11 protein-coding genes are annotated in these 14548 nt (G+C 47.3%); 7 read left to right on the forward strand and 4 right to left on the reverse strand.

Going from position 1 to position 14548, the window contains the following annotated elements:
- Nucleotides 1-95: 95 nt before the first annotated feature.
- Nucleotides 96-422, reverse strand: coding sequence for an MTH1187 family thiamine-binding protein (locus NSQ38_RS02140; RefSeq protein WP_339786675.1), 327 nt, complete (start codon nt 420-422; stop codon nt 96-98).
- A gap of 773 nt (nt 423-1195) precedes the next feature.
- Between NSQ38_RS02140 and NSQ38_RS02145 the strand changes: the two genes are divergently transcribed.
- On the forward strand, nt 1196-3514 hold the full coding sequence (locus NSQ38_RS02145) for a ribonucleoside-diphosphate reductase subunit alpha (protein WP_339786677.1): 2319 nt from the start codon (nt 1196-1198) through the stop codon (nt 3512-3514).
- Between the two features lie 209 nt (nt 3515-3723).
- Entirely contained in the window at nt 3724-4755 is a 1032-nt protein-coding gene (locus NSQ38_RS02150; RefSeq protein WP_036607380.1) for a ribonucleotide-diphosphate reductase subunit beta, read from the forward strand.
- Nucleotides 4756-5141: 386 nt separating this feature from the next.
- Here NSQ38_RS02150 and NSQ38_RS02155 read toward each other — a convergent pair whose 3' ends face one another.
- Entirely contained in the window at nt 5142-5723 is a 582-nt protein-coding gene (locus NSQ38_RS02155) for a hypothetical protein (RefSeq protein WP_339786680.1), read from the reverse strand.
- A 60-nt stretch (nt 5724-5783) separates the two neighbouring features.
- On the opposite strand from NSQ38_RS02155, the gene NSQ38_RS02160 reads away from it, so the two are divergent.
- Both NSQ38_RS02160 and NSQ38_RS02165 read left to right on the forward strand, forming a co-directional pair.
- Nucleotides 5784-6758, forward strand: a complete 975-nt coding sequence (locus tag NSQ38_RS02160; RefSeq protein WP_339786683.1) for an SMI1/KNR4 family protein — start codon at nt 5784-5786, stop codon at nt 6756-6758.
- Nucleotides 6759-6779: 21 nt separating this feature from the next.
- Nucleotides 6780-7814: an aminoglycoside phosphotransferase family protein gene (locus NSQ38_RS02165; RefSeq protein WP_339786685.1), complete on the forward strand. Its 1035-nt coding sequence runs from the start codon at nt 6780-6782 to the stop codon at nt 7812-7814.
- A gap of 184 nt (nt 7815-7998) precedes the next feature.
- On the opposite strand, the gene NSQ38_RS02170 is transcribed toward NSQ38_RS02165, so the two are convergent.
- Nucleotides 7999-9810: a S9 family peptidase gene (locus NSQ38_RS02170; RefSeq protein WP_339786688.1), complete on the reverse strand. Its 1812-nt coding sequence runs from the start codon at nt 9808-9810 to the stop codon at nt 7999-8001.
- 141 nt (nt 9811-9951) lie between these two features.
- Nucleotides 9952-10371, reverse strand: a complete 420-nt coding sequence (fosB, locus tag NSQ38_RS02175; protein WP_091038258.1) for a metallothiol transferase FosB — start codon at nt 10369-10371, stop codon at nt 9952-9954.
- A gap of 155 nt (nt 10372-10526) precedes the next feature.
- Between fosB and NSQ38_RS02180 the strand changes: the two genes are divergently transcribed.
- From NSQ38_RS02180 to NSQ38_RS02190, 3 genes are all read left to right on the forward strand, one after another.
- The gene (locus NSQ38_RS02180; RefSeq protein ID WP_036607429.1) at nt 10527-11426 is read left to right on the forward strand and encodes a glucose 1-dehydrogenase; all 900 of its coding nucleotides are present in this window, start codon (nt 10527-10529) and stop codon (nt 11424-11426) included.
- A 124-nt stretch (nt 11427-11550) separates the two neighbouring features.
- Nucleotides 11551-13161, forward strand: coding sequence for a gamma-glutamyltransferase family protein (locus NSQ38_RS02185; RefSeq protein WP_339790367.1), 1611 nt, complete (start codon nt 11551-11553; stop codon nt 13159-13161).
- Nucleotides 13162-13528: 367 nt separating this feature from the next.
- Complete coding sequence (locus NSQ38_RS02190; RefSeq protein ID WP_133386891.1) at nt 13529-14542, forward strand: BMP family ABC transporter substrate-binding protein; 1014 nt, start codon at nt 13529-13531, stop codon at nt 14540-14542.
- The last annotated feature ends 6 nt before the right edge of the window (nt 14543-14548 follow it).

A 14548-nucleotide genomic window follows, 5' to 3' on the forward strand; every position in this document is an offset into this window, starting at 1 on the left:
TTCACGTTAACTACACATACAGACACAATCTAACCTTTAATTAATGACTTGTAACATACCGAATAACCGTATATACGGATGTTTATACTAAACCATTAATTAGGTCTTGCCTGAAGTGACGAAAGTTTATCCTGAACCGATTGTAACTTCTGTATACTTGAGGCATCCGGTTTATCACGACGGTCGTCAATTTTGACGGATGTGGAAACGCGCTGAGCTCCTGACAAAAACGGTGCTTCATGCAGAGCCGCAATTGCTGTAAAGATCTCGTTAAGCGGTCCCTCAATAATGGTGCTCATGGAAGTTAACTGATATGTAATGCCCCGTTGATGTTCCAATACCTTTTGCATGTCCGCCACATAACTGCTTAGACTGGTTGTACCCGTTCCGATTGGAATTACAGTCACTTCTGCTATTGCCATTTTGCTCCGCCTCCTCAGGGCCCCGTGAACAACCGCTGCCGCTAATTTTAGTCGATTTTTGACTATTTTTATTCTACCAGTTGAATGCGTTACAATTCAAACTGACGTGAAGACGTCATTCAAATTGGCCAAAAATTTTTTTTGATAAATCTTCAAATCTTCCAGTCCTTTTCCTTTGCGGATTCCTGGCTTAAATGGTATACTCGGAATTACGTTTTACTGTATCGGCCCACTTTACAAACACAATATGTTGGGTTACAGTATGTTGACAGCTACAAAATGTAGTAACACTAGATTTCTCCGCTTCTATTAGTCACCTTCTGCATTCTCGCGAAAAACAGGATGAAATCACCTCCAAAGGCACGTCCCTGTAGGTGTAAATCGCTTTCTCGAAACAGAGTTGACACAGAGGTTAACGGGGCTGTTTGGACTGCATCCGGTATCCTCAAACTACAGGCACATCTGCAATAGACCAAAGCTTACATAAGCACCCTTTTCTGTCGATATCCAGAACTTCTAAGACAGTAAGGAAGCCAGAGCATCCATGGGCATTTTCAGCCGCGAGGCGGGAGAATGCTTTTTATATGAGCATGTTCTGAATTGTGCTGTTTTGTGCTCCTCAAGTTGAGCGATTTAAGACATGAACTTGTCACCGCCGTTTCAGTCTGCCAAAAGCAACCTTTATCTTTTTCTCACCGTAAGACAACACTCAATTCTTTATATAAAGAATTTCTCCAATTTATCTCTTAAACATGCGAAAGCGAGGAATATTCATGCCACAAGTTGTGACCAAGCCGAACAACCGCCAGCTTGCCTTTGATGATATGCGCATCTCGGTATATGCCGACCGTACTCTGGAAGGACTGGAAATGCTGGACAAGGAACGTCTGGTACGTGGGGTAAACAGCAAGCTCCGCCGTGATGAAGTTACCGGAGACGAAATCAGCAACGCTTTTATCATGAGCGCACTGGAACTGGTAACCAAAGAGGAGCCTAATTGGAAATTTGCAGCGGCACGCTCCCTGCTCACTTCCCTGTACAAAAAAGCGGCTACCAACCGCAGATACAAGTCTTACCCGGACGAGCCTTATGGCGCATTCCATCCCCTTCTTGTAGATCTCGTGAAAAAAGGTATCTACCGCGAAGAATTGCTGGAATGTTACACCAAAGAACAGATCGACGAACTTGCTGAGTGCATTGACTACCGCAACGATCTGCTCTTCGATTACATCGGCTTGCTCACATTGGCAGAACGTTACCTCGCTCACGATTTTGATGGAAAAGTAATGGAATTGCCGCAAGAGCGTTATATGGTTATCGCCATGTTCCTAATGCACCAAGAGCCTGCCGAGAAACGTATGGATCTCGTCAAGGAAGCATACTGGGCAATGAGCAACATGTACATGACCGCAGCTACTCCTACGATGTCCAATGCAGGTAAAAAAGTAGCCGGTCAGCTCTCCAGCTGCTTCATTGATACGGTGGACGACTCACTCGAAGGTATCTTCGATTCCAACACGGATGTAGCTCGTCTGAGCAAAATGGGTGGCGGCATCGGCGTTTACCTCGGCAAAGTCAGAGCTCGTGGTTCGGATATCCGTGGTCACCAAAATACAAGTTCCGGTGTAATCCCTTGGATTCGCCAACTGAATAATACAGCGGTCAGCGTAGACCAGCTCGGTACGCGTAAAGGGGCCATTGCCGTCTACCTGGATGTTTTCCACAAAGACATTCTGGCCTTCCTCGATCTGAAGCTGAATAACGGTGACGAGCGTATGCGTGCGCATGACGTATTCCACGGCATCTGTCTGCCTGACTTGTTCATGGAGCGGGTATCCACTCGCGGCGAATGGAGCCTGTTCTGTCCGCACGAAACAAAGAAAGTAATGGGCTGGAAGGACGAGAATGGTCGTGCACTCGGACTGGAAGATTTCTATGATGAGTCCTTTGGCAAAGGTGCGTTCCGTGATAAATACGAAGAAGCAGTGAATCACCCACTGCTGTCCCGGATTACAGTACAGGCGATTGACATCATGAAGCGTGTACTGAAATCCCAACTGGAGACAGGTACGCCATACATGTTCTACCGGGATACGGTTAACCGCTCGAATCCTAACCGTGCACACGGTATGGTATACTCCTCCAATCTGTGTACCGAAATTATGCAGAACCAGTCTGCCACTGTGATTGAAAAGGAAGAACTCGTAACCAAGGATGGACAAACTCGCATCGTGATTTCCAAAGTGCCTGGCGACTTTGTTGTCTGCAACCTGAACTCCATCCATCTGGCACGTGCTATACCTCATAATGTATTGGAGCGTCTCGTTCCAATTCAGGTGCGCATGCTGGACAACGTTATCGACATTAACAACATTGAAGTGTTGCAAGCCCAATATACCAACAGCCAATATCGCGCAGTCGGTCTGGGAACGTTTGGACTTCACCACCTGCTTGCTCTCGAAGGCATTCATTGGGAGTCTGAAGAAGCGGTAACGTATAACGATAATCTGTATGAAAAAATTAACTACCTGCTCGTGAAATCCAGTATGGAGCTGTCCAAGGAAAAAGGACATTATCCGAAATTCAAAGGTTCCGATTGGGAAAGTGGTCACTACTTCGACCAACGCGAGTACACATCAGGTGAGCGCGTAGGCGAGTTCGTGACAACTGAACAGTGGAAAGAACTGCAAGCCGAAGTACGACAAAACGGTGTACGTAATGCTTGGTTGTTCGCCATTGCACCTAATGGTTCCACGTCCATTATTGCCGGTTCCACCGCTAGTATTGATCCGCTCTATGAGCTGTTATCTTATGAAGAGAAAACAACTTACAAAATTGCCAACCCGGCTCCGGATCTGTCCGAAAAAACAAGCCCTTATTATCAAACGGCGTTCCAGGTGGACCAACATGCTTCCATTAATATGGCGGCTGCCCGTCAGCGCCATGTCGATCAGGGACAAAGTTTCAACTTCTACGTTCGACCAGATATTAAAGCAACAGAATTCCTGGAATTGCATCTGCACGCCTGGAGAGCCGGCATGAAATCAACTTATTATGTTCGTAGCCGGGCATTAACGATTGAAGAATCTTGATTTTTGCGCAAGTTACGTTTTATCCATGATAGAGAAGATTTACTAGATTCAAGGTGACCACCAGGGCATCCTGTTTTGATTGCAAAATGGCGCTGCCCTGGTTCTTTTTTGCCTAAAACATGATCACAGCATCGCAAGATGTTGATATAGATGATTTCCCAAAGTTCTGTCGGCAGAACATTATGAAATTTCAAGGAGTGAACGGAACAATGCAAGTACAGAAAATTTTCAACACCGAAGCCCCTAACCAATCGACCCGTATTATTGAAGGTGAATGCTCCGGTATCCTGAACTGGAACGACATTCGCATGCCTCATATGTACAAATTGTACAAAGTACTATTGCTTAACCACTGGATCGCAGACGAGATTCCAATGTCCAAAGATGCTTCCCAGTTTGCTCAACTGGACGAGGAAGAGCAACGTACGTTCAAAATCAACATCTCCCTGCTCGCGGTACTTGATTCCATGCAGACGATGTTTGTTGGTGACGTAAAACGTTACTTTACCGATTCTTCACTCGAAGCGATCTCGGCCATTATCGGACAACAGGAAGTCGTTCATAACCAATCGTACTCCTACGTCCTGTCTTCCATCGTATCTGATCGGGAGCAAAAGGAAATTTTTGAATACTGGAAACATGATCCAGTCCTGCTTGACCGTAACCGTTTCATCGCAGACATTTACCAAACATTCCGTGACGAGCCGTCTCCACAGACGTTCTTCCAAGCTATGGTAGCCGATCTGGTACTCGAAGGTATCTTCTTCTATAGTACGTTTGCCTTCTTCTACAACCTGGCCCGTGACCAGAAAATGATGGCAACCAGCCAGATGATCTCGTATATCCAGCGGGATGAAAACCAACACTGTTACTTCTTCGCTGAAGTGTACAAACAGTTGCTGGTAGACTTCCCTGAACTGAACACACCTGAGAACATGGACTACGTATACACAACCATCCATCGTGCTGTTGAGCTTGAAACCAACTGGGCACATTACACACTCAGCAACGTGCGCGGTATTGACCTGAACGAGTTGGAAGATTACATCAAGTATATCGCCAACAAACGTCTGCGTCTGATGGGTATGGAAAAAGCATATGAAGGTGTGGATGTAAACTGCATGCCTTGGATTAAACCATTCTCCGATGAAGCATTGAATGCAACCAAAACCGACTTCTTCGAAGCTAAATCCCGTAACTACGGTAAAGTTGGCGACGATAACGGATTTGACGATTTGTAATAAAGATTCCCCATATCGAATTAAACTGAAAATTATTTACACTGACACTACGATGACAGAACAACTTTCCAATCGCTGTTATCCCCAGATTTTTTTGATTCCCTTTCTCAAGGGAAAATCCGGTGATAAAGGCGAACGCTTCGCTTTTTCAAGTTCTTTCTGTCCTCTCCGTTGCTGTGTAAATGATTAGTTCAATTCATATCGTTTTAATCACATACACTATAAATAAAAACAACACTCCCTGAACTGTGGCTACTACGCCTAAGTTCAGGGAGTGTTATTTAATTCGTATGTACAATCTCATATCAGTATTGAACTATTATAATTTAATAGAGATATTTCTTTTCAAGATAATATCTGAAAAATCATTCTCAATAAAACGAAAATTACTTTTCGGTATCTTTAAAGCCAAGACGCTGCCTCCCCAAATGGTGTTTCCAAACTTGTGCATCGGTTTCTTCTTCAGGTGTTAAGTTCAATTTAGTTCCGAGTGTCCATTCGAATTCCCCTTTGTATTTATCTTCGTATAAGGCAATTTGCCCTGTGTGGTAATCCAGGTCACTGACTCCTATTGTGGATTGGTGTTCTGCCTCTTCCTTTTTCCACATAGTCACAATCTCTTTAATCGTCGTTCTCTTACCTGATCCACACACATATGTAGTATCGTCTGGAATGAGATTATGTTTGTTGGCCCCGGCTCTTTGAACTCCCATAAAACGGCCTTGATCAATCCAGTTGAAAATCGTCGTAATACTTACTCCAAAAAATACAGATAATTCTTTAGGAGTATAAGAACGTACAGCTTCAATAGAAGGAACACCACTGTCTGTAATTCCTGTCGGTACATCCACTGCTTGACTTAACGCATGTTTGAGAAGCGTAACATACTTTTCTCTAAAAATATCAGCATCTTCAAAGATAGATTCATCCAGGCTACGAAGAGGTTGATTTATACATTCTCCAACCAACCTACACTTATTATATAATGAAAGAGATTCATACCCCTCCTACGGAAGTGAGGCCTATTCATGGAAAGAGAACTGCTGGAACAAATCAACTTATGGCATGAGCAGGACCAATTCAGACTTATTATTGAACGTATTGAACGTATCCCCGTCTCAGAGCGGGATTATGATCTGATTGGTCAACTCGCCAGAGCCTATAATAATGACGCACGTTACCGCGAAGCTATTCAACATTTGTTGTCTGTCGAGGAGCAAGGGGTAAACGACCCGCTCTGGCAATATCGCTTGGGTTACGCATACTGTTACATCGCAAGTTATGAACAGGCACTACTGGCTTTTGAGAGAGCTGACGAACTTCTGCCTCATGATGAATCTACCCTTGAATTCCTTCGTCAGATTCGTCCCCAAGCGGAGAAGATGCGGCTGGATCGTCAACGCCATGAAGAACAAGTGAGAGAATGGGAGCAGCGTGGTACGTTGAACCATCTTCGTGCTGCTTCAGGAACGTACGACCCAGCGACATTCTGGAAGCAGAGTGATTATGCACGGGACAACCATGTTTCGACTCCCTTTGACGAAGCCACGATTGTATCGCTTGAACACGAATTGGGTTACAAGATCCCTGCCTCCTATATTCAGCTTATGCATACTCAAAACGGCGGAATCCCTACACGAACGGTGTTCCCGACCGAAGAAGCAACATCCTGGGCTGAGGACCATATTGAGATTTCAAGTATTTCGGGGATCGGCCGGGACAAGATATATTCCATTGGAGGAGAGTTAGGAAGTCGGTTCATGATCGAAGATTGGGGATACCCCGATCTGGGGATTGTGATCTGTGATTGTCCATCCGCTGGTCATGATGTTGTTATGCTGGATTATCGCTTCTGTGGCCCTGAAGGCGAACCCTGTGTAGTTCATGTGGATCAGGAAAATGATTATGAGATTACATATCTTGCGCCGAATTTTGAAGCTTTCATCCGTGGATTGGTCGATGAGGATACGTATGACCTGTCTGACGAAGTTAATGAGGACTAACACCCAGGAGGGTCCGGCCATATGACAACCCGTATATATTTTGGTTCCAATCAACTTGGCGAAGTGGCCGCAGTTTCATTGCAGGATGCGCTGAATGAGCTTGACCTGGGAACCCTTGAAGATTATCGACGAACGGATAAAGGTGTTATGGGTCAGACACTGCTCATTCGCTCTTCCCGTGGAGAGTATATTCTGAAAGGTAATCCTTTATATGCAGGACAGTTACAGGAAGAAAAGTTTTTTGTAGAACAACTGGCAAAACATACGTCCATTCCTGTCCCTGATCCATATTTATTACATGAAGATACCCATCTGCTAGGCTGGAGTTATGCCATAATGCCGCGCCTGCCCGGGAATCACCTGTATGATCCAGCATTCCAGGCTTTACTGTCACAGCAAGATCAGGAAGAGATCGCCTGTATGTTTGCCCATACTTTGGCTGAACTGCACCGCTGGAAGGTGCCTGATGCAGGGGAATATGACCCTGTAGCGCAGCAGATTGTTTCCTTTGCAGGCGATTATCTGGACTGGTTGTACGGAACCATTCGTCACTGGTTACATGATGCTGAACAGTACTCGGTGATTACGGATGAAGATGTTCAGTGGGTGGACGAGCAATTCAAGAATGCTGAACCAGCATTTCGTTCCAAAGCTGTTCCGGTTTTTGTCATGGGAGACTTCAAGGTCGAGAATATCCTGATTCAACATCTGGACGACCATTCTTCAGGATGGCAGATTAGTGGTCTGTTCGATTTTACAACTGCCTATTTCGGAGATGGTACAGCCGACCTAACCAAAATATCCACCAGGTATGTTCGTGAGGGTCAACCAGAGCTGGCCGCACAGTTCCTTCGCTGCTACCGGGATCTGGTCTGTGCAGCAGATGAGGAGAAATGCCAACACTTCCGCACACGTCTCAGCATGCATCTGCTCTATCAACGTATCTTGTGGTGGGGCGAAGCCAAAGCGACAGGACAAGTGACGTGGGCAGCCGACCTGCCTTTTGCACAGTGGGCGCAGCAGTCCATCCATTCGATTGTCACATTGCTAGATTAGTAGATTAGTTATTAGATTTGGGCAGGTCGCTCAATGGATAGCGGCCTTCCAAACTAATGTATGTATCGTTCCATATATGTCGCCCAACATGCGGGCGCACGCATAAAACCGCCAGAGATCATCCTTGATCTTTGGCGGTTTTCCTCATCTCACTGTATTTCAGTCAACGATGGAATCTCTCAACTTAAGCTTGTTCGACGGGTGACTCCTGATGTTTCTGCAAAAACTCCAGCATCTTGCGGTATACGAGAATCTCGTTAGTCTTTCTGGAGAAGCCATGTCCCTCATCATCCAGAACGATGTATTCCACATCAAGTCCCTTCGACTGGAGCGCAGCCACGATCTGATCGGATTCGGCCTTCACGACCCTTGGATCATTGGCACCCTGAATGACCAGCATGGGGTTAACCATCTGATCGAGATACGTAATCGGTGAATCCTTCGTTAAACGTTCGCGGTCACGGACCGGGTCACCCAGCCAGTTATCCATCATCGGCTTCCAGTCTTCCGGTACGGATTCCAGGAATGTGAACAGGTTACTTGGCCCAAAAATATCGACCGCAGCCCGGAACAGCTCCGGATGGCGACCTGCCAATAACAGGGTCATATATCCCCCGTAACTTCCACCTACCACAAACAACCGCTCTGGCGATGTAATTCCCTGATCAAACAACCAGTTGATCCCGGAAACACAGTCCAGCCTTGGACCCTCACCCCAATCACGCTCAACCATCTTGACGAATTCCGCACCATATCCGGTACTGCCCCGGAAATTCGGTGCAAAGACATGATAGCCCTGAGCGAGCATCATCTGGAACATGGGCCGAAAAAACTTCGCTTCGGATGCTTGCGGCCCACCATGAGGCCAAAATACGGTGTAGCCATTGGCCTGCTCTGGCTTTGCTTTGAACAAGAGAGCTTCGATCTCCAGTCCGTCGTAGGAGTTATACCGAATAACGTCAGGGTACACGAGATCACTTGGGTCCAGTCCGGTTACCCGATTGGCAGTCAGCGGCTCCCAGGACTCAGAACCTGCGATTTTGCGATAAATGTTATGCGGTTGGATCGCTCCACGTCCGAGGATATATACATTGCCAGCCTTCGTAACGTTCACCTGTTCTATCGTATCCAGCGGCATATCTATGCGCCGAGGCTCATCGGCATTTTTACCCAATACGTACATACGATTCTCCGGCCCTGTAAGTGTCCAGAAATATAAGGTCTCGGAAGCCTGATGCCAGCGGATAAACTCCACATCTTCCCCTTCGATTCTGCACAATATACGGAATTCGCGGGTATCGATACGGTACTCAGCCACATAGGCGTATGCGGAGTCATCATTGGTAATGAACAGAAGACGATTGTCATCTGCAAAAATCAGATCAGATACCTGACTATGACGTTCTGAAGCTGGCAGAATCTCCAATTCTTCATTATTACGATACAGATGCGCCGTCTGATACGTATTGGAGTACATCTTTAAAATAACAAAACTTTTCTCGTCAGGGCTTACAGCAAACAGGCTGCTCGTAACCTCTTCTCCACTGTATAACAGTTCATCTTCCCCTGTCTCCAGATCGATGCGGCGTGAATTCAGATAATTTGGATTACCCGCGCTGGTGACATAATAGAGACGCTGTCCATCCTCGGACAACTCAGAGAAATAACAGCGATCATTTGGTTCTGCCGAAACCACAGGCAGTGGAACGCCACCCTCGGGTGGAAGTGCATACAGATGATAGTTCTCATCTCCATCTCGATCAAATGCGGTAAGAAGATGACGTCCTTGCGGGTCTGCTTTGATAAATTGACTGCTCTGATTCAAGTACGTTAAAGGATACGGGTATCCTCCAGGCAAATCCATCGCCCAAATATTCGGCTGACCGTTCAGATTGCTGTCCATGAACAAACGTTTCTCGTCTGCCGATACGGCAAAATGCGAAATACGGTACGTCTGAAAATATTGCTCAACATCCGGTTTAGGGAACTGAATCATGACAAACCTCCTTGGAATGGAACCAACGAATTTAACATTGGTAAATTAAGGTACCATTTGTCCATATTATAGGTAATGCCAATGTTTAGACAATAGATATGTGAGTTATAATTCCAGATTTTCTCGATTTGTACATGAAATTCACGTATAAAAGGTCATATGAGCTTTGTCTTCGCGATAATAATCCAGCCTTTGCTTCATCGTACCTGTATGCAGTTCGAACAGATGACCATCCGGATCGGTAAAATATACAGATAATGCATCCCGCGGATCTCTTGGCCTTCCGGGAAGAATGTCAGCCCCCGCTGCTCGCAGCTGCTGCACAGACGCATCGAACTCCTCTTCTGTAACGGTAAATGCAATATGGGTATAGGTTCGTTCCGTATAGTTGCGAATAACATCCTCCTGATTCAGGGCAATCCACAGACCGGCAAGCTCAAAATAAGCCAGTTTGCGTCCTTTCACCTGAATTCGGGCACCGAGAGCCTGCTCATAAAAGGTAATGGCCCGCTCCAGATTGGATACGGAAAAGCACAAATGATTAATTCCTTGAATATTCATGTGGCTCCTGACACCTCCATCAATTTAAGGATCTATCCTTATTATGGTATATTCTGTGCAAAAAACAACCGCTCTGCTGCTTCCTCCCGCACCTTCTTCTGGGCGAATGCATAGGTTATCCGTATCAATGAACGTTCGAGGAGGATGTAAAGCGAATGAATCCTGTCTATCCTTTTTATGGTGAGAAAACGGTATGCAAGGAGCAAAAGCTGGCATTTCCACCCCAGCATCAGGACCAGCAACCTGGTCTGGAAACCCTGATGGTGCCTGAACCGATCAGTGAAGATCCTGCCTATATTGGCAGCTGCAAACTCCAAGGTAAAGTTGCCATTATTACGGGTGGGGACAGTGGAATCGGCCGGGCGGCCGCCATCGCTTTTGCCAAGGAAGGTGCGGATATCGTCATTGCTTATCTATATGAACGGACAGATGCCGAAAGGACTCGTGAACGGATCGAAGAGCTGGGACAGCGCTGTCTCTTAATCGAGATTGATCTCCGCTTAAAGAAAAACTGTGAAGCCGTCATTCGCACAACCATGGAAACCTACGGGAAGATCGATATTCTGGTCAACAATCATGGCGTACAGTATGTGCAGCCAAGCATCGTTGATATTACAGAAGAACAGCTGTATCACACCTTTCAGACCAATGTGTTCGCTTATTTCTTTCTGATTCAGGCCGCTCTCCCCCATCTGTGCAGAGGTGCCTCCATTATCAATACGGCTTCCATTACAGCATATAAAGGCAATACCCAACTGATCGACTACTCTTCTACCAAAGGAGCCGTCGTATCGCTGACTCGTGTACTCGCCCAATCACTCGCTGCACAGGGAATCCGTGTGAATTCCGTCGCCCCGGGCCCCATCTGGACACCGCTCATCCCTGCCAGTTTCTCCGCTGAGGATGTACAGGTATTTGGAACAGATACACCCATGGGTCGAGCTGGTCAGCCTTACGAACTGGCGGCAGCCTACGTTTATCTCGCTTCCCGCGATTCATCCTACGTCACAGGTGAATGCATTCATGTAAATGGCGGCGATATGGTGACGACATAGGCTGATGTCAGGTTGAATTTGGCAGGTGTGGCAGGATATCGGTTGTCCGGTTGCGAAGAGGGTTAGGAGTATGATCCGGTTATGCCGGAGCCTGACATCTAGCGACAAGGAGCTGAACAACCTGATGAACTTCGATCCACTCTACCAACCGTACCCCTCTTACCGCGTGCCTGTGTATGCGAAACAAGGCATGGTCGCCACGTCACAGCCACTGGCTGCACAAGCCGGTCTGGATGTATTGAAAAAAGGCGGCAATGCCATCGATGCCGCCATTGCAACTGCGGCAGCACTCACGGTGCTGGAGCCCACGTCTAATGGCATTGGAGGCGATGCTTTTGCCCTCGTCTGGACCGAGGGCAAACTGCATGGCCTGAATGCCAGCGGCCCTGCGCCTCAGGGCATATCCATTGAGGCGCTTCAAGCGGCAGGCTATACGGAGATGCCGAAGCTTGGGGTTGTTCCGGTGACGGTGCCTGGCGCACCGGCGGGTTGGGCTGAGCTGAGCCGCCGTTTTGGGCGGCTCACGCTGGCGGAAGCGCTGAAACCGGCCATCCGCTACGCGGTGGAAGGTTATCCGCTTGCGCCTGGGCTGGCCCGCCACTGGGCAAGGGCAGCCGAGATCTACGCACGCCAGGGTGATGCGGAAGCAGGGCGTGCGTGGTTTGAGACATTTGCTCCAGGCGGGCGTGTTCCCGCAGCTGGAGAGTTGTGGCGCTCGCCGGATCATGCGGCGACTTTGCGCCAGATTGGCGAGAGCGAAGCGCGAGACTTTTACGAAGGAGAACTGGCAGAGCGCATTCATTCCTTTATGGCAGAACACGGTGGTTATCTGACCAAAGATGATCTGGCGGCATTCCAGCCCGAGTGGGTTGATCCCATCTCCGTCTCCTATCGCGGATACGATGTGTGGGAGATTCCGCCGAATGGACAAGGACTGATTGCTCTGGCGGCGCTTAATCTGCTGAAAGGTTACGCATTCGACGAGAAAGAATCCGTTCTGGCGTATCATCAGCAGCTCGAAGCCATGAAACTGGCATTTGCCGACGGGGAAAAATATATTACCGAAGAGCGCAAAATGGGCGTGACGGTGGAAGAATTGCTATCCGAGGCATACGCAGAAGAACGGCGCAAACTCATTGGTGATACCGCACGCGCACCTGAGGCAGGTGATCCACGAGCAAGTGGAACGGTCTATCTGGCTACGGCGGACGGTGAAGGTAACATGGTTTCCTTTATCCAAAGCAATTACATGGGCTTCGGGTCTGGATTAGTTGTTCCAGGGACAGGCATTGCATTGCAGAATCGTGGACACAACTTCTCACTGGACCCGAATCATGCAAATGCCCTGGAGCCGGGCAAACGGACGTATCACACGATCATTCCGGGGTTCCTCACCCGCGGCAGCGAAGCGGTTGGGCCATTCGGTGTCATGGGTGGTTTCATGCAGCCGCAAGGTCATGTACAGGTGGTCATGAATACGATCGATTATCACCTGAACCCACAGGCCGCCTTGGATTCTCCACGCTGGCAGTGGACGAAGGGCAAAACAATTCTCGTGGAACCGGGGTTTCCACAGCACATTGCACAGGCACTCGCCCGCAAAGGACATGATATTCAAGTGGCACTCGATCCATCCCAGTTTGGACGTGGTCAGATCATCTGGCGCAACCCGGACAATGGCGTATTATGCGGGGGTACGGAAACTCGAGCCGACGGCTCGATTGCGGCTTGGTAAAACTCGCTTCATTTTTATAATAGGATGATCACCTTATCATCCGTATAGGGTGCTATTCTATGGCACAAGAGAGATGATTTATGTCACCTCTCTTGTGCCTTTTTGGGACTTTTAACGTCAGTAAACAACTTACTGTAGATATTTATGTACCCTTTTAACCAGAGAAATGTAAAAATAATGTGTAATTCATGAAAAATATTTATTTTTTCGTAATTTTTCACTACATACCATAATTCACAGTGCCTTTCTTACCGATATAGATAAAGGGAAATCCTCACCATACGTGTCATCATGTACACGTCATTCCCTGGAGCTACGGAACCATGCAAAACAGAAAAATGCGACTACAGAAATGAGGGTAACACACATGAAAACAAACAAGAACAGACGCGCAGGTCTAGGTCTCACCCTAATGATGATCCTGACGGTACTGATCCTGGGGGCATGTTCAGCCAATAATACAACAACGGCAACAGACACAAGAACAAAGGTTGGGATCGTGCTTACGGAAGTGGGTCTGGGTGACCGTTCTTTTAATGATGCTGCTTTTGATGGGCTGGTTCAAGCCAGAAATGAGAAAAGCATTGTCTTTGACTATCGTGAACCGGGCGACAATTTAACTGCCGAAGCTGCATTTGAGGAGTTTTCAGAAGCCAAATTCGATCTGATTATCGGCCTAAGTGATACAGTTCAAGCGGATATGGAGAAAGTTGCAGCCAAATATCCTGACCAACAGTTCCTCATGATTGACAGTCAGTCCGAACTGCCTAACATCGCCTCCATTTCATTCCGGGCCGAAGAAGGGAGTTATCTGGCAGGTGTTATTGCCGCTATGGCTTCAAAGGAAGATCATGTCGGCTTCCTTGGTGGAATGGAGATACCGGTCCTTCGTAATTTCGAGCAGGGTTTTAAGCAAGGTGTTCTGGCTGTCAAGCCGGATGCAACCGTTGATGCTGTCTACGCAGGGGACTTCGGTAATGCCGAGCTCGGTGAACAACTGGCTGCACAGATGATTCAGGAAAAGGGCGCTGACGTGATCTATGTGGCTGCCGGTCTCACAGGTGTGGGCGCACTGACGGAGATTCAGAAATTAGGGAAATACGCCATCGGTGTAGATACCGATCAATTCTTTTTGGCGGAAAAAGCCATTCTTACGTCCATGCTGAAAAATGTGGATGTCTCTATCTATAATGCCGTTAACACGTTTATTAAAAACAATCATACTTTCCCTCAAAAGGAAATCGTGGAGGGGCTGGCGGAGAACGCCGTGGGTCTGACTGCTCTACATAATATCACGCTCAGTGATGAACAACAGCAAACCTTCGAAGATCTGAAGGCAAATATCTCTTCCGGTCAAATCAAAATTAAGCTTGATCAATAACCCATC

The sequence above is a fragment of the Paenibacillus sp. FSL R7-0313 genome, from assembly GCF_037969885.1.
Taxonomy (GTDB): Bacteria; Bacillota; Bacilli; order Paenibacillales; family Paenibacillaceae; genus Paenibacillus.